This is a genomic window from Martinezella tropici (assembly GCF_008370325.1).
Taxonomy (GTDB): Bacteria; Pseudomonadota; Alphaproteobacteria; order Rhizobiales; family Rhizobiaceae; genus Rhizobium; species Rhizobium tropici_B.
On sequence record NZ_VNIP01000003.1, the window covers coordinates 244,794 to 271,238 of the forward strand.

Below are 26,445 nucleotides of genomic sequence, written 5' to 3' on the forward strand. Positions count from 1 at the left end.
ATATATCGCATGAGCAATTACGTTTTGAGTAGCGAGACGCGTAACAAGCTGATGGGCGTCGCAACACCGACGATCGCCACCGCGCTTTTCAAGCGCGGCCTGCGCAACCAGTTCATTCAGGATGTGCGGCCGCTCTCGTCAAAGAAGGCGAACATGGTCGGCCAGGCCTTTACGCTTCGCTATATTCCGGCACGCGAAGACTTGAACACGCTCGAAGTCTTCCGCAACCCCGAGCATCCGCAGCGCGCCGCCGTCGAGCAATGCCCGCCGGGTTTCGTGCTTGTCATGGATAGCCGCAAGGATGCGCGCGCTGCCTCGGCAGGTTCCATCCTCGTCTCGCGGCTCCAGGTGCGTGGTGTGGCCGGCGTCGTCACCGACGGCGGTTTCCGCGACAGCCCGGAAATCGCCGCTCTCGATATCCCCTCCTATCATCACCGCCCGTCCGCACCGACTAACCTGACACTGCATCAGGCGATCGAAATCAACGGCCCGATCGGTTGCGGTGACGTGGCGGTTTTCCCCGGCGACGTTCTCGTCGGCGATAATGAGGGCGTCATCGTCATCCCCGCCCATCTCGCCGATGAAATCGCCAATGAGACCGTGGAGATGACGGCTTACGAGGATTTCGTCACCGAAGAGGTCATGAACGGCGCGACCATCATCGGCCTCTATCCGGCGACCAGCGACGCTCCGAAGCTCAAATTCGCCGAATGGCGGAAGCGGAAGGGCCGCTGAGGCCATCTGTCAGGCGCAGCCAGTCCGTATGACTGGCTGCGTTTCTCACAGCTATTCTTCTCTGACCAGCTTCAGTACGAGCTGCTGGAGATTGCCGCCGTCGCTGAATTCGACCTTGTCGAAATCGCTGTTTTTCTGCCGCTCTTTGCTGGAAATCTCACCGAGCCGCTTTGTGAGTTCGACGCGGATCTTGCTGCATTTCGAGTCATCCGGCACGGAAAAGCCGACGCTTATAGCTTCGATCTCCTTGACCATATCCTTGATGAACCCACCATGCACACGCTCATGCGCCTCGACGCCGGCGATGAATTTCTGCCAGCTTTTGCGGGTCGAAGCGGACAGTTGCGCCGAGGGTTTCGGCAAGGTGTAGGTGATCATCAGCTTCGGTATGTTGACCGTGATCATGCAGGCGCCATCCGGCTGCGGCTCGTATTTCCGCGTCCAGGTGAGTTTGAAATCGGTATGGGCGATCGCCCTCACCTTAGGGCCAAGTAACGGGCCTCGCTCGCCGATCGAATCGTAAAGTTCGGCCCCGGTTGTTCCGGCAATCGCATAGGTCTTGACGATCTCAACCGGCTGCCAATCCGCCTGTGCTGCAAAAGGATAAAAGGCGATGCCCACCGCCAGCATACGCAACGCAATATCTGATTTCACCGAGATCCCCATGCCTAGCCACACGCGAGCGCGGCAAACTAACCGGCGCGATCAACCATGACAATGCGGGCCGTGTCAAACGGCCGAGGTCGACTGCAACAGGTCTTCGGCATCCTCTCGCTCCATATCGAAAACCCTCTTGCCGATCGCGAAGCTGAAGCCATTGCGGGCGAAAGCGGATAGTTCCTTCGCCTTGCGTTTCTCGTCGAGGTCACCGCGCCGGAAGGGACCGAAGCCACGCTTCCGGGCAAAGATGACGGCGGAATGGAGATCATCGACCTCTTCCACCGCCGCGACGACCGTTTCACCATCTATGCCCTTGGCAGCGAGCTTGAAGGCAATGGCTTTCTTCGACTTGCCGGACCGAACTGCCGAACGCGTGCTGATCTCGGCATAGGCGACGTCATCGAGGACCTTCAGCTCATAGGCGAATTTGACGGCAAAATCGGCAAGCGCCTTAATCTGCACGTCGCCGATATCCTCAAATTTCTGCTTCGCCTTCTTGGAAATCGCATCGAACAGCTGCTTCTCGGTCATCATGCGACGTTCGAGGCGATAGATGGTGGAGTTGCGTGCCCAGGAGAGCATGCGGCTTGTCGGCGCTTCATCCATGAAAAGGGCCATTCGAGAAGAGAGGAATCATCACGGAGAATTTTACGCGAGCAGGGCCAACCAGGCAACGAATGCGCTTGGTAATCATGGGATGATTGGCTATGGTGTCTCTGCGGCCACGGCGTTGAAACGCCGAGCGTCGAACCCCATCGACGGTGGAGGCCGTCTCAAGCATCACATTGCTATGGATCACGGAGCCTGCGGCTCTCCCGACCGCTTTGCCGATCGGGCACCAGCGCTCCGTTCAGAGGAGGCAGAAATGGATTATCGCAAGCTCGGCCCAAGCGGGGCCGTTGTCACGGCCTATTGCCTTGGCACCATGACTTTCGGCGCGGAAGCAGACGAGGCCGCGTCGCATAAACTTCTCGACGATTATTTCGCATGGGGCGGCAATTTCATCGATACCGCCGATGTCTACAGTGCCGGCAAGTCGGAGGAGATCATTGGCCGCTGGCTGAAGGCTCGCCCCGCCGAAGCCCGCCAGGCGATCGTCGCCACCAAGGGCCGTTTCCCGATGGGCAACGGACCGAACGACATCGGTCTGTCGCGCCGTCATCTCGGCCAGGCGCTGGACGATTCGCTGCGCCGTCTCGGCATCGAGCATATCGATCTCTACCAGATGCATGCCTGGGATGCCCTGACGCCGATCGAGGAGACGCTACGGTTTCTCGACGATGCCGTGCGCGCCGGCAAGATCGGCTATTACGGTTTCTCCAACTATGTCGGCTGGCATATCGCCAAGGCCGTCGAGATCGCCAAGGCACAGGGTTACACGCGCCCGGTCACGCTGCAGCCGCAATATAATCTGCTTGCCCGGGATATCGAGCTTGAAATCGTCGATGCCTGCCTTGATGCCGGCATAGGTCTGCTTCCCTGGTCGCCGCTTGGCGGCGGCTGGCTGACCGGCAAATATAAGCGCGACGAGATGCCGACCGGCGCCACAAGGCTTGGCGAAAACCCCAATCGCGGCAGCGAATCCTTCGCGCCGCGCAATGCGCAGGAGCGCACCTGGGCCATCATTGCCGCCGTGGAGGAAATCGCCAAGGCGCGCGGCGCTACCATGGCACAGGTGGCGCTTGCCTGGACGGCCGCACGTCCGGCGGTCACCTCCGTCATCCTCGGCGCCCGCACGCGTGAGCAGCTTGCCGACAATCTGGGCGCGGCCGAATTGAGGCTGACGGACGCGGAGATGGACAGGCTGAACGAGATCAGCGCACCTCAGCCCGCTGCCTATCCTTACGGCGAGAGTGGTCGGAACCAGCGCCATCGCAAGATCGAGGGCGGCCGCTAAATACGGTTGGCGGCGGAGCAGTCAATTTGCTCCGCCGCCATCATTGCCATAGTCCGGAGTACTACCGCGTCAAACCAGCGGCGGATTGAGTCTCGCAAAGCCTTCCTGACGCCGATACGGAAAATAGGGGTAGGGAGCCGTCAGCTCGCTCACCTTGTCCAGCTTCTCGATCTGCTCTTTCGAAAGCGTCCAGCCGACCGCACCGAGATTTTGCCGCAGCTGCTCTTCGTTGCGCGCGCCGATGATGACGCTGGCGACCGTCGGCCGGCTCAGCAGCCAGTTGATCGCGATCTGCGGCACGCTCTTTCCGGTCTCGCCGGCGATCTCATCCAGCACATCGACGATATCGAACAGCTTCTCGTCATCGACGGGCGGACCGAAGGTCGCTGTCTCGTGCAGCCGGCTCTTTTCCGGCAACGGCTGCCCGCGACGGATCTTGCCGGTCAACCTGCCCCATGCGAGCGGACTCCAGACCAAGGCGCCGACGTTCTGATCCTTACCCAGCGGCATCAGCTCCCATTCGTAATCGCGGCCGGCGAGCGAATAATAGACCTGATGGGCGACGTGTCGGACATAGGCGTACTTGTCGGAGATGGCGAGCGACTTCATCAGCTCCCAGCCCGAGAAGTTGGACGCTCCGATGTAGCGGATCTTTCCTGCCGTCACGAGGCCATCAAGGGTGGAGAGTGTTTCTTCGACCGGGGTCGAAGCGTCGAAGGCATGCAATTGCAAGATGTCGATATAATCGGTCCCGAGGCGGCGCAAGGCAGCGTCGACCGATCTGATCAGCCGCGAACGCGAACTCCCCCAATCGGCCGGCCCCTCGCCCATCGGCAAAGCTGTCTTCGTCGAGATCAGCACGGCATCGCGCCTGCCACGGATCGCTTGGCCGAGTACCTCCTCCGATGCGCCTGCCGAATAGACATCGGCCGTATCGAAGAGATTGACACCCGCCTCCAGGCAGATATCGACCAGACGGCGCGCCTCCGCCGCATCCGTCGAGCCCCAGGCGCTGAAGAGGGGGCCGCTGCCGGCAAACGTGCCGGCGCCGAAACTGAGCACGGGAACGCGCAAGCCGGAAGCACCGAGATTTCTGTATTCCATCGTCTGTCTCCTGTTGGTTCTTCAGATAGATAGATCACCAAAGGAAAGTGATATAGATTACCGGTCAGAAATTGATTTGTGATTTGAATTCATCATGAGCCGCCAAGAGATCAACCGTTCTGCCGAAATGGAAGTTTTCGTGCGCGCCGTGGAACTTGGCGGCTTCACCGCTGCCGCCACGGCCTGCCGCATGACGCCCTCAGCGGTCAGCAAACTTATCACAAGGCTGGAAAGGCGTCTTGGCGCCCGTCTCATCAACCGCTCGACACGGCGGCTCCAGCTCACCCCCGAGGGCTGCGCCTTCTTTGAGCGGAGCGTTGCCATCCTCGCCGATATCGCCGAGGCAGAACGCCACGCCTCGGCGGGAGAGCAGGCCGCCGGCCATATACGCATCAACACCAGCGGCTCGTTCGGAAACCATGTGCTGGCCCCGCTTGTGCCCGCTTTCATGGCGCTGCACCCGAATATCTCGCTGGAGATCTTCCACACCGACCGAATCGTCGATCTCATGGAAGAGCGAGCCGATGTCGCAATCCGCGCCGGGCCGCTGAAAAGCTCCAGCCTGACGGCCCGCAAGCTTGGAGCAGCGCGCAAGGTCATCGTCGCTTCGCCAGCTTATCTGCAGCGGCACGGCATGCCCCGTTCCTTAACCGAACTGGAGAAACATTGCCGCATCGGCTTTGCCTATTCCCGGGCAATCGAAGGCTGGCCGTTGCTGGTTGACGGCGAGATTGCGACGATACCGACCCCTCGCAGCCTGCAGGTGAGCGACGGAGAGGCCATGCGCCACCTTGCGCTCGGTGCCGCCGGCCTGGCACGGCTCGCCGACTTCACCGTCAAATCGGATATTGCCGCTGGTCGTCTGCTGCCGATCCTTGAAGAGCTAAACCCCGGCGACGTCGAGGAATTCCATGCCGTCTATATCGGCCAGGGCGGCCCGTTGCCGGCCCGCGTACGGACGCTTCTGGAATTTCTGCGTGAAAACGTCAGCCTTTGAAAAAGCAATGCGGCCTTTGCGGCCGCACCGCTTCTCCAGCAAATTTCAACCGCTTGTCCGGATCAGGCGGACGGCTGGCGGGTCTTGCGCAGATAGGGCAATACCGTGTCGAACGAGCCGAAACGGGTAATAGCATCTTCGTTGGACACGGCCGCCGTGATGATGACGTCTTCACCCTGCTGCCAGTTTGCCGGCGTCGCGACCTGATGCTTTGATGTCAGCTGGATCGAGTCGATCGCGCGCAGGATTTCGCCGAAATTGCGGCCTGTCGTCATAGGATAGGTGAGGATCAGCTTGATCTTCTTGTCGGGACCGATGACGAAGACGGAGCGGACGGTGGCGTTGTCGGCCGGCGTGCGCCCTTCCGAGCTTTCGCCGGCACCGGCCGGCAGCATGTCATAAAGCTTGGCGACCTTGAGGTCCTTGTCGCCGATCAGCGGATAGTCGACGTCGAAGCCCGTCGCCGTCTTGATGTCGTTCTTCCACCGGCCGTGACTTTCGACGGGATCGACGGAGATGCCGATGATCTTGACGCCGCGCTTGCGGAATTCACCTTCGAGACCGGCCATCGCGCCGAGTTCCGTCGTGCAGACGGGCGTGAAGTTCTTCGGATGGGAGAACAGCACGGCCCAGCCATTGCCGATCCAGTCGTGAAACTGGATTTCGCCTTGGGTCGTGTCCGCCGTAAAATCCGGAGCAATATCGTTGATGCGCAAACTCATTGTCTTACCTCCAAAGTTCTGCCCCGTTGCACGCCTTAAATGCGCCGACGTGGGGCAGGATCAGTAAATCCGCTGCACAATGGCGCCGAACGTTCGATATGAAAAGCCTTCTTTTAAATGGGGGCTGCGACAGCCGTCGAAAACCCTTGCGGCCGGCGATGTCTGCTGCGCGCCTTCAGCATTTCGAGGAAGCCATAACCGCTTGGCCAGCGCCCGAAGCCGCTGGCAATATTGATGTGCCCCGCAAGGCCGATATTGCGGACATCGGAATTCCAGAGCCGCCCGAACAAGGTCAGCCGGTCGAGCCTCATATAGATATCGTTCAGGCTTCCGATCGTGATGCTGGGAAAAGGCAAGGCTTCAGTCGGCATCGTGCCGAAGGAAAGATGCCCGGCATGCAAGGCTTCCGTCACCGGAATATCGCAGGGCGCGACCAGCAGCGCTCCCTTGACCCTTCGCGCGGCGGGGCGGCCTGCCAATCTTGCCGTCAATACGCAGCCCAGGCTGTGCGCGACAATATAGGCATCGCCGGCCTCTTCCAGCGCTTCCTCCAGTTTTTCCATCCAGCTGCCGAGATGGGGAAAATCCCAATCGTTCTGCTCGACCAGCTGGACATCTTGATGGTCCTGCAACCAGTGACGCTGCCAATGCCCCTCACCTGAACCAAAGAGGCCTGGCGCGATCAGTACTCTGGTCATGGAAGCCTCGCGACGAATAACGACAGGAAACTCAACCCGCGACAGGACATCAAAGGCGCATCCTTTCAATACCAGGGCGCCGGCGTGGAGCACCAATAATAGATCTCGTAGTCACGGGCGGAGAGTTCTCGTTCCCGCTCCACAGATTCCACCCAGTCAACGGACCGCGTGCGAATATCCACTCTCTGCAGCGCCGGACCGGCAAAAATCGTCTTCAGGCGGCTGATGACATTCCATCTCATGTAACCCTCCATTCCGTTGACAAATCCGAGACGTTCGGGTGTGACCGACCATCATTCCGCAGCGGCAAGCCTTGTCACCGGATGCGGGAAAAAGGCCGCGAGCTCGCCGACGACCTCGTTGATGCGGTTGGCCAGCGGCTCGGACGAGACTTTGTAGTCGGTGAAATCGCGATCCGACGCATAGACCGCCGTCGGCAAGGTATGGGCCATGAAGAAGCCGAAGAGCGGCCGCAGCTGATGCTCGACCATCAGAGCATGCCGATCTCCACCGCCGGTCGCCGCGATGATGATCGGCTTGGCTCGCAGCTCATGCGGATCGATGAGATCGATCAGATGCTTGAACAGCCCGGGATAGGATCCCTTGAAGGTCGGCGAACCGATGATGAGAGCATCGGCCGACACGATCTCGTCGATCACGCTTCTCGCCTGATCGTCGAGATCCTTGCGCCATTGTGCCAATCCGAGGGAGGCGCCGACATCGTGCAGATCGTAAACCCTGTTGATGAAGCCATACTGCTCGCTTGCCAGGTCGGCAACGGTCTGGACCAGCACGTGGGTCTTCGACGGCCTGTTGAAGCTGCCGGCAAAGCCGACGAGTTTGGGCGCACTCATTCTCATCCCTTCCGAAGAATCCAATGCGTTTTCGATAATGCGAATATTGTCCATTAAAATAGTAGATTAAAAGGAACAGCCATCTCTTGGGTCGCCGGAAACGGAAAATCTCTTTCCCATCTCATGACCTGCGGCGCGCCTATTTGAGTTTGTGCGACTGGGTTGGATCGGATTGCAGAGATTTCAGCGTCCACCCGTTGGATCAGGGCGAATAGGATGAAACACGTGCCACTGATTGTGACACCTGTTCTCCAGTGAGACGTTGTCATCAATTGGCCAGCCTTTCGGCAGAGGCTATCGAGCCAGCAAACGGGCTCAAAACATCGTTTCAGTGTCCGTTGGCGACGGCGAAATGGCGAAGGTGCGCGCGACGATCGATAATGAATGCTCAATGCTTGAGCACGACTTTGCCTTGCGCTCCCTGGCGACCGCATCTTGAGACAGACCCAGCTGTTCTAGGGCAAAACCCGCGAAATCGGTATCACCAGCAATCCGCGGGCTGCCGCGTCGAGTGTCGCGGCATCGGTTCGATGATAGAGTTCGTGGATGGTCATCCGGTCGCCGGGATTGGCGTCCTCAGGCACTGGAACGATGCTTGCGACCGGCGTTAGCCTTATGCGCGCTCCGTGAGCGATACCTGCTTCGAAGAGCCGCGCAGAATGTTGTCGAATGCCCAGCCGCCGGCGCCGGCAAAGGCGATATAGAGGAAGGTGAAGCAAAACATGATGGCGGCCTCGCCCATGTTGAGCGCCGGCCAGAAGCCCTGGGGTGCATGTGCCATCCAATAAGCCGCCGCCATTTCGCCCGACGCGACAAAGGCGGCGATGCGCGTGTAGAGACCGACAGTCATCAACAAACCGGTGACGATTTCAATTGCGCCGGCCACGAGCATGATGGCGGGCAACGGGTAGGTTACGCCGGGAATTGCCGCCGGGAACTGGAAGAATTTCATGGTTGCATGCTCAAGGAACAGCAGCGCGGTGACGATCCGCAAAATGGCGAGAACGTGAGGCGTCCATTTCGTCGTGTTCAACATAGTACTTCTCCTGAATGGCCGTTGAGATCGTCAATCGGCGGTAGCTTTGAGTTCGAGATTTTTCGTCCGGAGTTTCATTACTGGCTTGAGTGCGGCGTCGAGGGATCGCTCATTCCGCCTCCCCATCGAGCGTAGCTAATGCCGATGCATCGCCGAAGCGGAAGCTTGATGCAGTAAGCCCGCCCGCGAAATCGGTCTGATGGTAGGTAACGGCACCAGGTTCGTCCCTGGCAGCGCCGACAGCCACCATGAGCGGAATGAGATGATCCTCGCGTGGATGTGCCGCGCGGGCGGATGGTGCCTGTTCCCATTCGAGCAACAGCCTTGCACGCTCATAGGCAGACGAATGGATCAGCGTCTCTTGCAGCCAGGCGTCGAACTGCCGGGATGGTTCGTAGCCCTCCTTCCCGCGCATCGCCGGAAGATTGTGGTAGCTGAGACCGCTTCCGATGATCAGAACGCCCTCATCGCGCAGCGGCGCTAGCGCGCGCCCGACTTCCAGGTGCAAGGCGGGATCGTAGCCGGCGTCAAGCGAAAGCTGAACGACAGGGACGTTCTCCTCCGGGTAGAGCGGCTTGAGAATGCTGAAGGTGCCATGGTCGAAGCCTCGGGTCGGATCGAGCCCTGCCTCGATGCCGCGCTCCTGCAGCAGCGCCCGCACCCGCCTGGCAAGCTCCGGCGAGCCCGGCGCGCCATATTTGATGCGATAAAGATATTCCGGAAAACCATGATAATCATAGACCATCCCCGGTTGGGCGCCCGACGATATGGCGAAGCCCTGCTCTTCCCAGTGACCGGAAACGACAAGCACTGCCTGGACCGCATTGCCGAGTTCCAGGCGCATATCGATCAAGGATTGCTCGAGTTGGTCGAAATTACTGCGGAAATCGCCGGTCATATAGGGCCAGGGACCGCCGCCATGGCTGATGAAATAGGTCGGAAGGCGAAACTTGGTCACGTATTGCATCCTTTTCCAAGCGACTTACCATCCGCCTCAAGACCAGAAGGAATGATGAGCCGTGCGGCGGCGTGCAATGCAAACTAACCTTTCGTCATCATTGATCAATGCAGCTTACATTGAAGAAACATTTCCTCTATGTTGATGATCTATGGATACATTGATGAGCTTGCGGGTCTTTTGCACGGTGGCTGAGCTGAAGAGCTTTACAGCCGCCGCCGATCGCCTCGGTCTCTCGCCTGCGATGGCGAGCAAACATGTCATGCATCTGGAAAATCGGCTGGGAACTCGCTTGCTGAACCGAACCAGCCGGCATGTCAGCATGACGGAAAGCGGCACGCTCTACTTCAACCAGAGTCGACAAATGCTTGACGGCCTCGACGAAGTCGAAGCGGCCGTCAGCAACGTCACCGTCATGCCGCGCGGAACCTTGAGATTAAGCGCTCCGGTATGGGTCGCAAATGCGCTTGTCACTCGCGCGCTCGCCGAATATCACCAGCGCTATCCCGACGTGCGCTTCGACATCGATCTCAGCGGCCGGATCGTCAATCTGGTGGACGAGGGCTTCGATCTTGCCCTGCGTGCGACGGCACCGGAGCGGCTAGATCCCAGCCTTGTCGCACGTCCGTTGTTGCAGGTCCCCTTTCACCTCGTGGGATCACCTGCCTATCTCGCGCGCACCGGGCGTCCCGCCGAGGTGAGCGATCTCAATGGTCATTCGCTGCTGGCCTATAGCGGCATGAACGCGAACGGCAGTTTCGCATTGGATGGGAGAAAAGGCCCTGAAACGGTAAGTTTCCGCACCGTCATGCAAAGCGAAAACGAGATCATGCTGCATCTGGCCGCGTTGGAAGACATGGGCCTGGTTTTCCTGCCGGTATGGATGACACAAGCTGATATTGCCGACGGCCGCCTGGAAATGGTGCTCCCCGAGGATGTGACATTCAAGGCCACGCTGCATGCAGTCTATCCAACTAGAAAATATCTTTCCGCCAAAGTTCGCACCTTCGTCGATTTCCTCGCCTCCCGAAAAAGCCTTTGCCCGATGTCGGCCGAAATTCAATTGGCAAAATAAGCGTCCTTATTTTGCCAAGCGACTTCAGGGCGGCATTGCAAGTGGAGCGGATCGGACACGGGTATTCCACCATCGGTCCAATCCTTGGCGACGGCGAAAAAACTTCTCCGCAGGGCTGGGCAGAAAAACAATGCACGCTATCTGATGCGTATGAGCGGGGAGAAATATTAGATCGGTGGAGGAGCTGGTCCGGCACCAAGGAAGAGGTTTCTCATGCCCAATTCAGTTTTGAATGCTCTTGGACAACCACTTTACTATAGCGGTAGTTCGGCAGGTTTCTTTTCCGCCACCGGCTCGGGGCCGACGCTCTACGGTACCGCCGGCAATGATTCCATATGGGGCGACAACACCGTCAACGTGACGTTGATGGGCGGCACCGGCGACGATATCTATTATATCTACTCGAGCAACAATCGGGTCTATGAAGCCCCCAATGCCGGCATCGATACCATCAACACCTGGATGGATTACACGCTGCCCGCCAATGTCGAAAACCTTACCGTCACGGGCGACAACCGCCACGCCTATGGCAACGGCGCCGACAACATCATCACCGGCGGCAGCGGCAGCCAGACCATCGACGGGCGCGGCGGCAACGATGTGCTCATTGGCGGCGGCGGGGCCGATACCTTCGTCGTCACCAAGGGTAACGGCAGCGATCTCATCACCGACTTCAGCGATGACGACAAGGTCCGGCTCAACCAATACGGCCTGACGTCGTTCGATCAGGTCGTCAGCCATTCCACACAGGAAGGAGCCAATGTTCGGCTCGACCTCGGCAACGGCGAGAGCCTGGTCTTCGCCAACAAGACCGTGTCCGACCTTCACGAAGACCAGTTCCAGCTAGGCCTCGACAGAGCGTCGCTGACGCAGACCTTTTCGGACGATTTCAATTCGCTTTCGCTGCACGAGGGAACGCAAGGCACCTGGGACGCTAAATACCATTGGGCGCCGGACAAGGGCAGCAGCCTGAACGATGAGCTACAATGGTACATCAATCCGTCCTACGCGCCTACGGCATCCGCAAACCCGTTTTCCGTCTCGGACGGCATTCTGACGATCACGGCGAAACAAACGCCGGATGCATTGAAATCGATTGTCGAGAACCATGATTACACATCCGGCCTTCTGACCACCCATTCCACCTTCTCGCAGACCTATGGCTATTTCGAAATGCGCGCGGAGATGCCACACAATCAGGGCGTCTGGCCCGCCTTCTGGCTGTTGCCGGAGGATGGCTCCTGGCCGCCGGAACTCGATGTGGTGGAGATGCGCGGGCAGAACCCCACCACGGTGAATGTCACGGTTCATTCGAATGCAACCGGCGAGCACACGAAGACGTCCATTCCGGTGGAAGTGCCGAGCACCGACGGCTTCCACAATTACGGCGTGCTCTGGGACAAGGATCAGATAGTCTGGTATTTCGACGACGTCGCCGTCGCCCATGCCGATACGCCCGCCGATATGCATGGCCCGATGTATATGCTGGTCGATCTCGCAGTCGGCGGCGTGGCGGGCACTCCGACGGATGGGCTTCCGAACGGATCCGAGATGAAGATCGACTATATCAAAGCCTATTCGCTGGACGATCACGCCGCCCAGCTGGCCACTTCGGCCCAATCCGCCCATACGACGGACTGGCATATCTGACCGGTCTCAGAACTCGATACATTCCAGAGCGGCCGTTCGACGCAAATCGGACGGCCGCTTATTTACCGTATAATTTCAAAGAGTTATATCGCCATTGGCCTGCCTTAAAAGACACGCGGCGCTGTAATATCAGCACGCAGGACCGGGGGAAGGCCGCCTTATTCCTCCCTGAACGCCCGCCTGATCTGGTCGGTCATCGGCTTTGTCAGATAGGCTAGAACACTTCTCTGCCCTGTCTGCAGGAAGGCTTCCACGGGCATGCCGGGCAGAGGCGTAAGCTGTCCCAGCCTTTCCCATTCCGGCTTTGCCACCTTGGCCCTCACGACATAATGGCTTTGGCCCGAACGCTGGTCCGTCATCAGATCCGCCGAGATGGTGTCGACACGCCCGTTGAGCTCGGGCGTTATCCGCTGATTGAAGGCGGGAAAGCGCAAGGATACCGCCTGCCCCACGCTGATCTGGTCAATATCCTGTGGCGCGAGCTTCAGCTCCGCCACCAGCGCGTCCTTGTCCGGAACGATCTGCAGGATCGCCTCGGCCGGCGAAATGACCGCCCCTTCGGCATGGATGCTCAGCTGATCGACGATCCCGGCCTGCGGTGCCTTGAGGTCGATCCGCTTCAGATCATCCTCGGCGGCGATCAGCCGCTCGGAAAACTGGCCGCTGTCGCTCTCTGCCTGACGCAGCTGATCGGAGACCTCGGAGCTATGATCGGCATCGATCTGCAGGATCTGCAGCTCGGTTTCCGCGATCTTGCCCCTGGTCTGGGCGATGGACGAGACGAGATTGCCGAGATCGCCGTTCAGCGACGCGCTTTCCCGTTGCAGGGAATAGACTTTCGTCGCCGAAATGATGCCTTGATCGAGCAGGCCTTCAAGGCTGCCGAGCTCCTTGGCGATGAGCGCGATCTCGCGCCGCTTGCCCTGCTCCTGCGCCACGAGCCCCTCGATCTCCTGCTTCAACTGTTGAATACGCTCGTGCAGCTGCGATTTCTGGCCCTCGCGCGATGCATGGCGATCAAAAAAGAGCCGGCGTTCGCCGGCCATGATCGCCGCGACACCTACGTCGTCGGCGGTCGAGAGCAGATCGGCGGGAAAGGCGATATCCTGCCTGCCGTCGCGCTCCGCCGCCAGACGCGCCGTGCGCGCGGAAAGCTCGTTCAGCCGCTTGCGGATGATGGCGAGGTTGGCCTTGGTTTGCGTGTCGTCCAGCCGCACGAGTACCTGGCCAGCCGCGACATGATCGCCGTTCTTGACCAGGATCGCGCGGGCGATGCCGCCCTTCAGGTGTTTCACCGGCTTCACATAGCTGTCGACGACAAGCGTGCCCGAGGCAATCACCGCCCCGGAAATCCTGGTCGCCGCCGCAAGGCCGCCCATGACGCCAAACAGCAGCAATACGGCCGCCGCCACCAGCAGCGACAGGCGGCGGATCGTCCGTTCGGTCGATGGCGAAGCCTTTTCGGTCATCCGTGCGTCTCCCCGCCGGCAACGGCAAAATGCGTCGTTCCGACCTGCTTGGGCGATGGCCCGAGGATGTCTTTCTTCGGACCGAATGCCTGAACCTGGCCGCCGGCAACGATCATGACGGTATCGGCGGCGGCCAGGGCGCTTGGCCGGTGGGCAACGACGATCGCGATAGCGCCACGTTCCCGCACGCCTGCGAGAGCCCCAGTCAGCGCCGCCTCCCCCTCCGCATCCAGATTGGAGTTCGGCTCATCGAGAACCACCAGGAACGGATCATTGTAAAGCGCTCTCGCCAGGGCTATGCGCTGCCTCTGCCCGGCTGAAAGGCGCGATCCGCTCTCGCCGATCCTGGTATCGAAGCCATCGGGGAGCTTGACGATCATGTCGTAAACACCGGCCGCCTTCGCCGCAGCGATGATCGGCTCGGTCCGCATGTCCTCGGCGAAACGGGAAATGTTTTCGGCGATCGAACCGTCGAATAGATCCACATCCTGCGGCAGATAGCCGATATGCCGACCAAGTTCGTCGCTATCCCATTGCGACAGCGCTGCACGATCGAGCCGCACGGCGCCGATGGGAACCGGCCACAGGCCGGCAATCGCCCGCGCAAGAGAGGACTTGCCCGACGCGCTCGGACCGATGACGCCGAGCACGGTGCCCGCCAATATCTTGAACGAGATATTGCGCAGGATGAGATCGCGGCTGCCTGGAGAGGTAACGCTGATGTTCTCGACGCTAAGCTCGCGTGACGGCGGCGGCAAAGCGAAGGCCTGCTGCTTGGGCGGCACAACGTCGAGGAGCGCGGCAAGCCGCGCCCAGCCCTGACGCGCGGCGACAAGGCCTTTCCACTGGCCGATCGCAAGCTCGACGGGCGCCAGCGCCCGCGTCACCAGGATCGAACTGGCAATGATGATGCCACCCGTCGCCTCCTGGCGAATGACGAGGATCGCCCCGACAGCAAGAACGCCGGACTGAAGCATCATGCGCGCCATCTTGGCAGCGATGGTCAGCGCTCCAACGATCGTGCTCGCCGCCAGCTGATGTCGGAGATAGTCGTCGTTCATGGCCGCCCACTTCTCGCTCAGACGGCCAACAAACCCCATGGCAATGGCCGCCTCCCAGTTGCGCCGCGCCGCCTGGGCGAAACCGAGGCGCATGGCCGAAGACCTGGCCGCCTCCTCAGCCGGTCGACGTGACAGCAGTTCGGCGAGCACTGTAATGCCGACGAGCAACAAGGCGCCGCACAGAGCCGTGAAGCCGATCCAGAAATGGAACAAAAAGCAAAGGATCAGATAGAACGGCACCCACGGCAGATCGAAAAGCGCCGTCGAGCCGCTGCCGGAGAGGAAGGAGCGGATCTGCTCGAGATCGCGGACCGATTGCAGGCCGTCGTCCGACGTCTGCTTCCTGGTCGGCAGGAACAGGAGCGAGCGGAAGACCTTTCTGTTCAATCGTTCGTCAAGTGACATGCCGATGCGAACAAGCAGCATGGAACGCAGGAACTCGATCAGGCCTTGAAACAGGAAGAGCGCCGCAACGATGATGACGAGGCCGGACAATGTTGGCAGGCTCCGGCTCGGAATAACCCGGTCGTAGACCTGCAGCATGAAGAAGGAACCGGTCAAGGCCAGCACGTTGATGGCGGCACTCGCCAGAGCGATGCCGGCAAAGGCCTTGCGCAGCGCCGACAGCATCAACGCGATAAATGTCTGCGGAGGGTCTTTCGGGACGGCAAGCACCTTGGCTTTATCCTCAATATTGGCCGTCGCGCACGGCAGATCGACATGACGCCCAAGGCACCGCCTCCCGCTCGGCGCCATGAACCTGCAAAGCGATCATGATGAACTTTGCCACCACTCCCGCTTCACACTTAACTTTCAGCGATCCCATGCAATTTAGGAAGTCGAAATCTATCCGGAACGCAGTTTCGGTGAACCCAAGCTTATCATGGAACGCCTTATCCCTTTACGGGACAATTGCGCCATGAAATGGGGCAGCAGCCGGTTCCGGCAAGATGCCTGACCCATGAACATTGGGACAAGCAGGCAGCATCTTGCCGCCTGCGTCCCGCATTCAATCGAATTTTTCCGTCGTGTCCGCCTTGCCCTTCACCCAATAGCCGGATGCCTTGATCCAGCTCAGCGGATAGCCGCGTTCTTCCACGAGGTGGGAACGCAGAGCGCGCGTGACGGAGGCCTCGGCGGCTATCCAGACGAAGGTGCCGGGCTGCAGGTCCACGGACTGAAGGATTTTCATCAGCGCGGACGGATCGGTCGCCTCCGAAAGGGGACGATGCGCCCAGCGCATATCCAGCTGCGCCTCGGTTTGAAAAGCCTGGTGTTCGGCAGCGCCGACAACCGCCGCAATGGCCGTTATGCGCGCACCGGCCCGAGCCTCTTCGATCCGGCGACCCATGGCTGGCAATGCCGTTTCATCGCCGATGAGCAGCCAGTTGGCGATATCGCCCGTCACCATCGCCGAGCCGCGGGGACCAGCGATCTCGAGCTTGTCGCCCGGCCGAGCGTCGAGCGCCCATCTGGTCACCGGTCCCGCCTCGTGAATGGCGAAATCGATGATGAGCGTCCGTGCATCGGCGTCGTAACGGCGAGGCGTATAGTCACGCCGCTCCATGTCCTCGCCCGTGCCAGCTACGAAAATCTTGATGTGATCGTCGGGCGCCAGGCTGACGAAATCGGCCAGATCGTCGCCTGACAATTGCAGCCGCAGCATGCCGGGCGTGATCCTGTCGACGGTCGTAACCGTCAGGGAGCGCCGCTTCAGCTCATGGCGCACGCGCTCGATCCTCGGCGCCAAGATATTCGGATTGGAAGTTTGGGGATTGTCCACCATGTGTCCTTTCGAGGCGCTTCGATCTCGATCCGCAGGACACAGTCGCGCAGACCGAAGCCGCAGAGCCGTTCGATCATACGCGTTGAGTGACGTTAACGCTTACGTGGCCGAGTGATATCAGGCCAATCCGACCTCTCTATAGAAGAAGTGCCCTCGCCTCGCAACAAAAAGATGATAGTTTTAGACAAGTTTTTGATGCATCAGGATCGCAAGGCGAACGCAACCCTCTATGAATGGATCGGCACGGCCGTTTCGAGCCGCGCCGATCCCGTTGGATTACTGCAGCGCCTTCTCCATCAGCCGTGCCAGACGTTCGGCGAAGGCGCGCGGATCAGCCGGCTTGTCGCCATCCAGAACGCGGGCCTGATCGAGCAGAAGGAAGGCGGCATCATCGCGCAGGGACGGTAAATCGGCCTTGGCGGCAATGGCCTTGACGACCGGGTGATCCATGTTGATTTCCAGGATCGGCTTGGCGCCGGACTGCAGCCGGCCGGCACCCTGCAGGATCTTCTCGAGCTGCCGGTCATAGCCCTGTTCGGAGGCAACGAGGCAGACGGCGCTTTCGATCAGGCGATCGGACGCACGCACGTCGGATACTTCGTCGGCAAGCTTCTGCTTGGCATAGTCGAGGAATGCCTGCACTTCGGCGGGCGCGCTTTCGCTTTCCGGCTTGTCCTCATCCTGCTTCTTGAACTGGGCAAGATCGGCGGACCCTTGAGTGATCGACTTGAAGCTCTTGCCTTCGAATTCCGGGGCATTGGTCACCCAGAAGCTGTCGACAGAATCGGTCAGCAACAGAACTTCGATGCCGCGGGCACGGAAACCCTCGAGCTGCGGTGAGGCCTTCAGCTGCTCCAGGCTGCCGCCGACGAGATAATAGATCGACTGCTGGCCTTCCTTGGCATCCCTGACGTAATCGGCAAGCGAGCGATAGCCGTCTCCCGAAGTGGTCGTGCGGAAGCGCGAGAGCGCCAGGAGCTGCGCCCGGCGTTCGAAGTCCTCGTAGATACCTTCCTTGATCAGGCTGCCGAAATTTTCCCAGATCTTCAGGAAAGCGTCATGATCGCTCTCCGCCTGCTTCTCGATCGCCGTGATGATGCGGTTGGTGACACCCTTGCGGATCGCAGTGAGGATCGGGCTTTCCTGGATCATCTCGCGTGAGACGTTGAGCGGCAGGTCCGACGTGTCGACCAGACCGCGCACGAAGCGGAGATAGCGCGGCAGCAATTCCGCTTCGTCGGTGATGAAGACGCGCTTCACGTAGAGCTTCATGCGGCCCTTGCGGTCCGGATCGAAGAGATCGAAGGGCTGCGAGCCGGGCACGAAAGCGAGCGCCGAATATTCATGGCGGCCCTCGGCGCGGAAATGCACCGTCAGCGCCGGTTCATCATACTGGCCGGAAACGCCGCGATAGAAATCGGTATATTCCTCGGCCGTGATATCGTTTTTCGACTTGGTCCAGAGCGCGGTGCCGTCGGTGAGCTGCGTTGCCTCCTCGCCGGGCTTTTCGGCGATCTTGATCGGCACCGGCACATGGCCGGATTGCTCCTTGACGATGCGCTCGACGCTCCAGCGCGAGGCGTAGCTCTTGGCATCCTCCATCAGATGCAGCGTGATGCGGGTACCGCGCACCGGCGCCTCGCTCACCTCGACGGGAGCAACGCTGTAACCGCCCTTGCCGTCGGAAGACCAGAGCCAGGCATCTTCCGCACCGGCGCGGCGCGAGACGACATCGACGCGGTCAGCAACCATGAAGCAAGAATAGAAGCCAACACCGAACTGGCCGATGAGCTGCGCGCCCTCGCCCTGCTTGTTGGCCTCGATGCGCTCCATGAAGGCGCGCGTGCCGGAACGGGCGATCGTGCCGAGCGCCTCGATCATCTCGTCGCGGCTCATGCCAATGCCGTTGTCTTCGACGACGAGCTTGCCGCCATCGGCATCGAGCGTCAAAAGAATGCGGCTGTCGGGATCATTCGCGAGCAGGCCGGGCTGCGCGATTACCTCGTAGCGCAGCTTCTCGCAGGCATCGGCCGCGTTCGAGATCAGCTCGCGCAGGAAGACATCCTTGTCCGAATAAACCGAGTGAACCATCATATGCAGAAGGCGGGCAACGTCGGCCTCGAAGACGTGGCTCTCGGCGGTCATTTCTGCGGTGGTCGTCATATGCGTCTAGTCTCCTGGGAATAAAGTTGAAAGTCGCGCCGAACAGGTGGCGGAAGACGAGGGAAATTTCAAGCGGGCGTTGTCAATGCGGGCTCCGAAACGGAGCGAGGGACTTGTTTTTCAGCGTGTACAATCGCCAATCCAATGCATTGTTCCGCGCTACGGGCCGAAAGGACCGACAGGCGTCGCCTCGGATCTCAGCTGCATGATTGCCATTGCCGCAGCGCTGCTATAATAACTTGAGTTTAATTTGAAGGATTATTGCAGAAGCAACGCCGGAAGCTCCGAATGACGTTTCAGCCAAGAATGCAAAACAAGATCGGAGGCTTTTCCGTGGTCGGCGGCATGCATCGCCGCCAATGGAACGGCATGGTTGCCGACATCTGGAATGTCAATTGCGCAGCACAGGCCGGTGGGTACTATGTCGCAAGGGACCCGCGACTGTTCATCCTGCTGGAGCAGCGCGGCTTAGGCACGACCAATGTCCGCCCGTCGCCGCGCGCGCAAGGCCAGCTGCAGAACTACGATAGCGGCCGCATCTCCTACATCCCCGCCGGCATGGAGCTCTGGGTCGATATCTCTGGCGTCGAGTTCGTGCGCCACCTCGATATTCATTTCGATGCCGAGATCATCAGCCAGCGCCTGATGGAGAACATCGACCCGGCGCGGCTCGACCGTCCGCAGCTGCATTTCAACGACACGCACATGATGGCGCTCGCCGAGCTGATCGCGGCTGAATGCGAAAACCCCGAGCCGTTGCACGATCTCTATGGCGACGGCCTGACGCTTTCGCTGCTGATCGATGTGCTGCAATTGCGCGGCACCCAACCACGCAAGCGCAGCGGTCTTGCCACCTGGCAGCTGCGCCGTGCGGTCGACTATATCGAAGAGCACTGCACGCGGGCCATCCGGCTGGAAGAGCTGGCTGAACTGACCGGCCTCTCGCAATCGCATTTCAGCCATGCCTTCAAGGCGTCTACGGGTCTGCCGCCGCATCAGTGGCAGACCCAAGCCAGGCTCGAAAGGGCCAAGCATTTGCTCCTGAACAGCGAGATGCCGCTGACGACCGTTGCGGTTGAAACCGGCTTTGCCGATCAGGCGCATTTCACCCGCGTGTTCCGCAAGAATGTCGGTACCGCGCCGGCGAGCTGGAAACGCAGCAAGCTGGCCTGAAAACCACAGTCCGCGAGCAATTGTACCTTTCGCAGAGATTTGCCCAAAAACATTCAATTTTCTTAGTGACAGACAAGCCGCACCGATAAATATGAGTTAACTCCTCATCTTATCTAGGGATCGGCCGCCAAGGCCGAACGGGCGCAAGAATTCGGGACAAATAGCGGAAATGCAGGGATTGAAGCAGGACGTATCGCGGGCGCGGCTCATGGCGACGGGCATAGCCATTTTGGCGCTTCTGGCAGGCTCACAGGCCAATGCTCAGGAAAAGCCGACAGAACTGCAGCCATTGGTCATTCAAGGCTCGCAACAGAAGAGTGAAGCCAGCGGCACCGCCCCGGTCAAGGGCTACGTCGCCAAGAAGACCACATCCGGCTCGAAATCCGACACGCCGATCACCGAGGTGCCGCAGTCGGTCTCCGTCATCGGCCGGCAGGAAATGCAGGATCGCGGCATCACCAACAAGGTGGACGAGGCGCTACGCTACACACCGGGCGTCACTACGCAGCCCTTCGGCAACGACGGCGACACCGACTGGTTTTACATTCGCGGCTTCGACGCGACGCAGAGCGGCGTCTTCATGAATGGCCTGACGCTCTACAGCTACGGCTTCGGCGGCTTCCAGATCGACCCGTTCATGCTCGAGCGCGTGGAAGTGCTGAAAGGCCCCTCCTCGGTACTCTATGGCGGCTCTAATCCCGGTGGTCTCGTCAACATGGTCCGCAAGGAGCGGACCGACGATCCCTATTATTACACCGAGATCGGCATCAACAATCTCGGCAATGCCTTCGTCGGCTTCGACTTTTCCGACAAGTTTTCGGCCGACGGCGTCTATCGCTACCGCGTGACCGGCAAGATCGCCGGCGGCGACACCTATAGCGACGGCACCCATGACCTGCGCGGCTTCATCATGCCGCAGGTCACCATCTCGCCGGACGATTCCACCAAGCTCACTATTTTCGGCATGCTGAGCGGTCTCGACGAAATCCACAGCGGCAACGGCTTCTTCCCCTATGTCGGTACCGTCGTCGATGCGCCTTTCGGCAAGATCAAGCGCGATGCCTTCTATGGCGAGCGCAGTATCGACAATCTGAAATATGCCCAGCAAATGCTCGGCTACGAATTCTCACATGACTTCGACGGCGGCTGGACCGTGTCGCAGAACGCGCGTTACGGCCATCTCTACAAGCGCGAGGAAGGCCCGTATCTGAACGGCTACGTCGACGGCAACCCGCTCGATCCGTCCTACAATGATCCGGATTACATGCTGAACCGCATCGGCTTCTTCGAGCGCTCGAAGGTCGATACGTTCTCGGTCGACACCCGCGCGCAGAACAAGTTCGACACCGGCCCGATCAGCCATGACTTCCTGATCGGCACCGACTATTCGATCTATCGTCTCGACCAGGTCCAGGCCTGCTGCGGCTCCAATCCGATCAGCGCCACCAATCCGGTCTACGGCGCGGCCCAGGGTACGAACTTCGTCTATCTCAACCAGGTGCTGACGCAACAGCAGCTTGGTATCTATGCGCAGGACCAGATCCGCTTCGGCGGCGGCTGGCTGGTCACGCTCAACGGCCGCTACGACTTTGTCGACAACAATTCCGATGCGAAGGTCGGCACCACCTACAGCTCGAACGACAGCGCACCGAGCGGCCGCGTGGGTCTTGCCTATGAATTCGCCAACGGCATCACGCCCTATGTCAGCGCCGGCACCTTCTTCCGGCCGCTGGTCGGCACCAGCGTCACCGGCGGAGGGCTGCTTCCGGAAAAGGGCGAGCAATATGAGGCCGGCGTCAAATACGAGCCAGACTTTATCGACGGCCTGTTCACGGCGTCCATCTTCCAGATCGACCGCAAGAACATGGCGTTGACCGATCCCGTTACCTTCCTGCAGCGGCAGGTCGGCGAGGTCCGTTCGCGCGGCGTCGAATTCGAAGGCAAGGTCAATCTGGACGAAAACTGGAAGCTGCTCGGCTCCTATTCCTATACCGACCTCGAAGTCACCAAGGACCTCGACTCCTCCATCGTCGGCAACTCGCCCTATCTGGTGCCGAACTCCACGGCATCGCTCTGGCTCGACTACGCTTTTACCAGCGACGCGCTTGACGGTCTCAACATCGGTGCCGGCGTGCGCTATCAGGGCAAGTCCTGGGCGGACCAAGCCAACACCCTGCGCGTGCCTTCGGCAACGCTCTTCGATGCGGGCATCCGCTACGAGAAGAAAGGCTGGGGTGCAGCTCTCAACGTCTCGAACCTGTTCGACAAGGAATATGTCTCGGGCTGCGCCGGCGAGAACGTCTGCGGCTACGGCGAAGCGAGAACCATCACCTTCAAGCTGAGCAAGAAGTGGTAAGTTGAGAATAAAAGTATACTTTATTTCTCGATCATGGCAGAGAGCCGGGGATTGCCGCAAGGCAATCCCCGGACCGATTTGAAATCAGAGGCGACGCCAGCATGACGGCAAGAAGCGCTCACAGGCTGTCGCGTCGGCAGCTGCTGGCCATGGCGGGCACCGCTGCGCTTGCCGGTTTGGCGCCGGCGCGTGCGGCAACGAGCCCGCGCGTGGCGACGCTCGATTGGGCCATTCTAGAAACGCTGCTGGCGCTCGGCGCCAATGTGGTCGCCGGCACCGAGCTGCTACAGTTCCGAGACGTTGCCGTAACGCCGGCCATTCCCACGGCAGTCGCCGATCTCGGGCTGCGCGGCACGCCGAATTTCGAGGTCCTTTATGCCGCCAAGCCGGAGCTGATCTTCAACTCCAATTTCTATGCCTGGGCCGACGATCGCCTGCGCCTGATCGCGCCGGTCGAGAGCCATGCCGTCTATCAGCCGGGAGCCAGCCCCTATCGGCTATCCGAAGAGATGACGCTTGCGGTCGCGGAACGGCTTGAGCTTCCGACTGGCCGCGCGCTCGTCGACGCCATGCGGCAAAAGCTGGAGGCCTATCGCATCAGCTTCGGCAAGGGCGATCATCGCCCAATCCTGCCGATCAATCTTGGCGATGCCAGACACTTCCGCGTTTTCGGCTCCGACAGCATGTTCGGGGAGGTCCTGGCCCGCACCAGTCTTGCCAATGCCTGGCCGGATCTCACGAGCTATTCGGCGACCGCACCCGTTGGCATAGAGCGGCTCGCCGCCCTGCCGGACGCATGGATCGTCCTGATCCCGCCACATCCGGCCGAAGCCTTAGCCGAACTCCGGCAAAGCGCATTCTGGAACGCACTTCCGCCGGTGCAGCAGGGCCGTGTCCTCCTGCTCGGCTCGATCAACCCTTACGGCGCGCTGCCGGCAGCGGAGCGCTTTGCCGATCTCCTGGCGGGAGGGCTCGCCCGTGCATGGAATGGTTGATCGTCGCATGATTGCCCGAGACATGATTGCCGGGGATAGGCCGCTTGCACGCAATGCCGTCCTGCTTGCTGTCGTCTGCATCCTTGCCTTTGCGGCGCTCGTCTTCCTGCGTCCGAAGCTTGCCGCGGACGTGGGCGGTGCGGCCGCCCTCAACCGTATCCTGCTTATCGATAGCCTGCTGCCCCGCTCGGCGATCGCGATCATCGCCGGGGCAGCGCTTGGCCTTTCCGGCGCTCTGTTGCAAAGGGTCTTGCGCAACCCGATCGCCGATGCCTCGACGCTTGGGATCGCCGCCGGCGGACAGCTGGCGATGACGATCGCCATTGGCCTCTTTCCGCTTCTCATCGGCTTGCCGCGAGAAATTTCCGCCTTTGTTGGCGGGCTTGCGGCTGTCCTGATCGTTCTTGCCCTGAGCTGGCGCCGTGGCCTCGATCCGGTGACGGTGGCGCTATGCGGCATGATGGTGACATTGGTCGCGACCGCACTCAGCATCACCATCATTCTCGCGCGTGGCGAATACGCCATGTCCGTCTTTATCTGGGGCGCGGGCGCGCTCAACCAGCAAAGCTGGGATGGCGTCGTCACGCTTGCTCCTCGCCTTGCCATCGGCTTTGCAGCGGCCCGCGTGCTCGTTCGTCCGCTCACGGTGATGAGCCTGGACGACAACAGCGCAAAGAGCCTCGGCCTGGCCTTGCACGGCATGCGCTTCGCCTTTCTGGCTCTCGCCGTCTGGCTCGCAGCTTCGGTAACGGCGCAGGTCGGCATCATCGGCTTTCTCGGCCTTGCCGCGCCTCATCTGGCAAGATTTTGTGGTGCACGCAGCACCAGGCAATTGCTGATTGCCGCGCCGCTCGCCGGCGCCGGGTTGTTGTTCCTCACGGATTGCGTTGTGCAGCTCCTGTCGCCGGGATTTACGGATCTCGCCCCGACAGGGGCGGCGACCGCACTTCTCGGCGGACCGCTCCTGCTTCTACTCTTGCCGCGCCTGCATTCGCGCAATGCGCCGCGCGCCGATGGTGCTCCACGAGCGCGGCTGAACCTTGCTGTCCCCGGGCGGGCACTTGTCTTGCTCGCCATAGGTTTCATTTTCCTGACGGTCTTTGCCTTGTCGGTCGGACGCGGCATCGAGAGCTGGCAGGTGGCTGTCGGCGGCCGGTTCTGGGAGCTCCTGCCCTTCCGCCTGCCACGCACCGTTGTTGCCGCGACCGCTGGCGCCATGCTCGCCGCAGCCGGCTTCATCATACAGCGCCTGACCGCCAATCCGCTTGCAAGCCCCGAGGTCCTGGGCGTTAGTGCTGGCGGTGGTGCCGGACTGACCGCGGCTCTCTTCCTGTTCGCCTTCCCCTCGCCCGCCATCACGATCACGGCGATGACGTTCGGCGCGCTGATCGCGTTCCTCGCCATCATGATGGTCAGCGCTCGCGGCGGCTTCGGGCCGGAGCGTCTGCTGCTCTCCGGTATTGCGATCGGTGCACTGTCGATGGCGATTGTCACGATCGTTCTGTCCCGTGGCGATCTGCGCGGTTATCTGCTGCTGACCTGGCTGTCGGGTTCCACCAACCGCGCCGGCTCCTTCGAGGCATGGACCGGCATCGTTTCGGCCGTCCTCCTCATACCGGTATTGCCCGTCCTGCGGCGGTGGTTCGATATTCTGCCGCTTGGCAGCGACGTCTCCCGCTCCGTCGGCCTGTCGGTCGCGGCAAGCCGGCTGACTTTGGCGGTTCTCGCAGCGATCCTGACCGCGATCCCTTCTTTCCTCGTCGGCCCACTCAGCCTGACCGGGCTGATCGCGCCGCATCTTGCCCGCCTCATCGGCTTCCGCGAGACGATCAAGCAATTGATGGCCAGCCTGCTGCTTGGCGCCATGCTGCTGGTGCTGGCCGATTGGCTGTCGCGAATGGTGATCTTTCCCTACGAGGTTCCCGTCGGCCTGTTCGCGGCGCTGATCGGCGGCCCCTATCTCATCTGGTTTCTGACCCGCAAGGAGACTAAGCAATGATGCATGCCAGGGATTTCACCGCTTCCGGCGTTGCCACGCATAAGGATGCCGGTCAGTTGCTGGATCAGTTCTGCGCGCGGTTTGCCGAGCATGTCATCATCACGCGGAGCGAGGTCGGAGCCCGCCTCGAGACGGTCATCGGCAGCGCCGATATCGCCGTCAACAACGATCGCCTCGACATCAAACTGCGTTGCCCGACAGCGGCGATGCTCTTCACGATCCGCAGCATGGTCGCCGAAAACCTGTTCGAACTTTCCACCGGCAATGCGCTCGACCTCAATTGGGCCGACGGGCCGCAACCATTAGCCATACCGAATTTCCGCGAAATCAGCGTCGTCGATGCCTATGATGTCACCCCGCATATGCGCCGCGTCGTGGTGGCGACCGATGACGCCAGGCATTTCGTCGAAGGCGGCATGCATGTTCGCCTGCTCATCCCGCCGAAGGGCCGCGAGCCGGTCTGGCCGCATACGGAGCCGGACGGCCGCATCCATTGGCCGAAGGGCGACGATGCACTGATCATCCGCGCCTATACAATTCGCAGCATCGATCTTGACCGCTGCGAGATGAACATCGATTTCGTCGTACATGACGGCGACAACGTCCCCGGCGCGAGCTGGGCGATGACTGCCCGCCCCGGCGATCGTGCCGGCCTCATCGGTCCGGGCGGCGGTGTGCCGACAGCGCGCAAGCTCATTCTCGCCGGCGACGAAACCGCGCTGCCGGCCATCGCCCGCATCGCAGCCTCCGTGCCTGCCGATGCCGATCTGCGCATCTTTCTCGAGGTCGCCGACAAACAGGAAGAGCAGCCGCTAACATCGAGCGCATCGATGGATATCACCTGGCTGCATCGCAATGGCGCCGCTGCCGGGACGACGGATACGCTTGAATGCATCCTGCGCGACATCGTGCCCGCAGCCGATCCGGAAACCTTTGTCTGGGCCGCCTGCGAACAAAAGCAGGCCCGCTCCATCCGCGCTTTCGTCAAGAGCGAGATCGCCAGGGATCCCGGCACCTTCAGCATCGCCGCCTATTGGCAGCGTTGATGAGGAAATAG

23 protein-coding genes and 1 pseudogene are annotated in these 26,445 nt (G+C 60.6%); 10 read left to right on the forward strand and 14 right to left on the reverse strand.

The annotated features are described in order from the left end of the window. Positions 1-9 precede the first annotated feature (9 nt). Positions 10-735, forward strand: coding sequence for a ribonuclease activity regulator RraA (locus tag FP026_RS04050; RefSeq protein WP_149633340.1), 726 nt, complete (start codon positions 10-12; stop codon positions 733-735). Positions 736-786: 51 nt separating this feature from the next. Here the strand turns inward: FP026_RS04050 and FP026_RS04055 are convergent, their stop codons facing one another. Next, positions 787-1,365 (reverse strand): DUF922 domain-containing Zn-dependent protease, encoded by a 579-nt coding sequence (locus FP026_RS04055; RefSeq protein ID WP_246665252.1) that lies wholly within the window; start codon positions 1,363-1,365, stop codon positions 787-789. A gap of 99 nt (positions 1,366-1,464) precedes the next feature. After that, the gene (recX, locus tag FP026_RS04060; RefSeq protein WP_149633342.1) at positions 1,465-2,001 is read right to left on the reverse strand and encodes a recombination regulator RecX; all 537 of its coding nucleotides are present in this window, start codon (positions 1,999-2,001) and stop codon (positions 1,465-1,467) included. A 259-nt stretch (positions 2,002-2,260) separates the two neighbouring features. On the opposite strand from recX, the gene FP026_RS04065 reads away from it, so the two are divergent. Continuing rightward, entirely contained in the window at positions 2,261-3,292 is a 1,032-nt protein-coding gene (locus FP026_RS04065) for an aldo/keto reductase (protein WP_149633343.1), read from the forward strand. Positions 3,293-3,361: 69 nt separating this feature from the next. Here the strand turns inward: FP026_RS04065 and FP026_RS04070 are convergent, their stop codons facing one another. Continuing rightward, positions 3,362-4,396 (reverse strand): aldo/keto reductase, encoded by a 1,035-nt coding sequence (locus FP026_RS04070; protein ID WP_149633344.1) that lies wholly within the window; start codon positions 4,394-4,396, stop codon positions 3,362-3,364. A 94-nt stretch (positions 4,397-4,490) separates the two neighbouring features. Between FP026_RS04070 and FP026_RS04075 the strand changes: the two genes are divergently transcribed. Beyond that, positions 4,491-5,393, forward strand: coding sequence for a LysR family transcriptional regulator (locus tag FP026_RS04075; RefSeq protein ID WP_149633345.1), 903 nt, complete (start codon positions 4,491-4,493; stop codon positions 5,391-5,393). A 62-nt stretch (positions 5,394-5,455) separates the two neighbouring features. Here the strand turns inward: FP026_RS04075 and FP026_RS04080 are convergent, their stop codons facing one another. The 7 genes and pseudogenes from FP026_RS04080 to FP026_RS04105 form a co-directional block, all read right to left on the reverse strand. Beyond that, a complete protein-coding gene (locus tag FP026_RS04080) occupies positions 5,456-6,115 on the reverse strand; it encodes a peroxiredoxin (RefSeq protein ID WP_149633346.1) in 660 nt (219 codons plus the stop codon). 113 nt (positions 6,116-6,228) lie between these two features. Further along, on the reverse strand, positions 6,229-6,813 hold the full coding sequence (locus tag FP026_RS04085; RefSeq protein ID WP_149633347.1) for an RBBP9/YdeN family alpha/beta hydrolase: 585 nt from the start codon (positions 6,811-6,813) through the stop codon (positions 6,229-6,231). A 65-nt stretch (positions 6,814-6,878) separates the two neighbouring features. Beyond that, positions 6,879-7,055 carry a hypothetical protein gene (locus FP026_RS30110; protein ID WP_188112487.1) on the reverse strand — a complete coding sequence of 59 codons (177 nt, stop codon included), beginning with the start codon at positions 7,053-7,055 and terminating at the stop codon, positions 6,879-6,881. A 51-nt stretch (positions 7,056-7,106) separates the two neighbouring features. Continuing rightward, positions 7,107-7,667 (reverse strand): FMN reductase, encoded by a 561-nt coding sequence (gene msuE / locus FP026_RS04090; protein WP_149633348.1) that lies wholly within the window; start codon positions 7,665-7,667, stop codon positions 7,107-7,109. 388 nt (positions 7,668-8,055) lie between these two features. Further along, positions 8,056-8,269, reverse strand: a pseudogene (locus tag FP026_RS30835) (NADP-dependent oxidoreductase); the annotation flags it as partial. Positions 8,270-8,280: 11 nt separating this feature from the next. Then, positions 8,281-8,703 (reverse strand): DoxX family protein, encoded by a 423-nt coding sequence (locus tag FP026_RS04100; RefSeq protein ID WP_149633349.1) that lies wholly within the window; start codon positions 8,701-8,703, stop codon positions 8,281-8,283. A 109-nt stretch (positions 8,704-8,812) separates the two neighbouring features. Then, positions 8,813-9,661 carry a DODA-type extradiol aromatic ring-opening family dioxygenase gene (locus FP026_RS04105; protein ID WP_149633350.1) on the reverse strand — a complete coding sequence of 283 codons (849 nt, stop codon included), beginning with the start codon at positions 9,659-9,661 and terminating at the stop codon, positions 8,813-8,815. A gap of 151 nt (positions 9,662-9,812) precedes the next feature. On the opposite strand from FP026_RS04105, the gene FP026_RS04110 reads away from it, so the two are divergent. Beyond that, positions 9,813-10,736 (forward strand): LysR family transcriptional regulator, encoded by a 924-nt coding sequence (locus FP026_RS04110; RefSeq protein WP_149633351.1) that lies wholly within the window; start codon positions 9,813-9,815, stop codon positions 10,734-10,736. 213 nt (positions 10,737-10,949) lie between these two features. Beyond that, on the forward strand, positions 10,950-12,386 hold the full coding sequence (locus tag FP026_RS04115; protein WP_149633352.1) for a family 16 glycosylhydrolase: 1,437 nt from the start codon (positions 10,950-10,952) through the stop codon (positions 12,384-12,386). 158 nt (positions 12,387-12,544) lie between these two features. On the opposite strand, the gene FP026_RS04120 is transcribed toward FP026_RS04115, so the two are convergent. The 4 genes from FP026_RS04120 to htpG form a co-directional block, all read right to left on the reverse strand. Next, on the reverse strand, positions 12,545-13,855 hold the full coding sequence (locus FP026_RS04120) for an HlyD family type I secretion periplasmic adaptor subunit (protein ID WP_149633353.1): 1,311 nt from the start codon (positions 13,853-13,855) through the stop codon (positions 12,545-12,547). Next, positions 13,852-15,591, reverse strand: a complete 1,740-nt coding sequence (locus FP026_RS04125; protein WP_149633354.1) for a type I secretion system permease/ATPase — start codon at positions 15,589-15,591, stop codon at positions 13,852-13,854. The genes FP026_RS04120 and FP026_RS04125 overlap by 4 nt, the downstream gene beginning before the upstream one ends. Before the next feature lie 334 nt (positions 15,592-15,925). After that, positions 15,926-16,699 carry a siderophore-interacting protein gene (locus tag FP026_RS04130; RefSeq protein WP_432444092.1) on the reverse strand — a complete coding sequence of 258 codons (774 nt, stop codon included), beginning with the start codon at positions 16,697-16,699 and terminating at the stop codon, positions 15,926-15,928. A gap of 279 nt (positions 16,700-16,978) precedes the next feature. Beyond that, on the reverse strand, positions 16,979-18,865 hold the full coding sequence (gene htpG / locus FP026_RS04135) for a molecular chaperone HtpG (RefSeq protein ID WP_149633356.1): 1,887 nt from the start codon (positions 18,863-18,865) through the stop codon (positions 16,979-16,981). Positions 18,866-19,153: 288 nt separating this feature from the next. Here htpG and FP026_RS04140 point away from each other — a divergent pair, with 288 nt between their 5' ends. The 5 genes from FP026_RS04140 to FP026_RS04160 all read left to right on the forward strand — a co-directional run bounded on the left by FP026_RS04140 (position 19,154) and on the right by FP026_RS04160 (position 26,434). Then, on the forward strand, positions 19,154-20,038 hold the full coding sequence (locus FP026_RS04140; RefSeq protein WP_149633357.1) for an AraC family transcriptional regulator: 885 nt from the start codon (positions 19,154-19,156) through the stop codon (positions 20,036-20,038). Positions 20,039-20,207: 169 nt separating this feature from the next. Further along, positions 20,208-22,394 (forward strand): TonB-dependent siderophore receptor, encoded by a 2,187-nt coding sequence (locus FP026_RS04145; protein WP_149633358.1) that lies wholly within the window; start codon positions 20,208-20,210, stop codon positions 22,392-22,394. A 101-nt stretch (positions 22,395-22,495) separates the two neighbouring features. Next, positions 22,496-23,389: an ABC transporter substrate-binding protein gene (locus tag FP026_RS04150; RefSeq protein ID WP_149633359.1), complete on the forward strand. Its 894-nt coding sequence runs from the start codon at positions 22,496-22,498 to the stop codon at positions 23,387-23,389. A 7-nt stretch (positions 23,390-23,396) separates the two neighbouring features. Next, positions 23,397-25,388 (forward strand): Fe(3+)-hydroxamate ABC transporter permease FhuB, encoded by a 1,992-nt coding sequence (fhuB, locus tag FP026_RS04155; protein ID WP_432444093.1) that lies wholly within the window; start codon positions 23,397-23,399, stop codon positions 25,386-25,388. Next, complete coding sequence (locus tag FP026_RS04160) at positions 25,385-26,434, forward strand: siderophore-interacting protein (RefSeq protein ID WP_149633360.1); 1,050 nt, start codon at positions 25,385-25,387, stop codon at positions 26,432-26,434. The genes fhuB and FP026_RS04160 overlap by 4 nt, the downstream gene beginning before the upstream one ends. Positions 26,435-26,445: the final 11 nt, after the last annotated feature.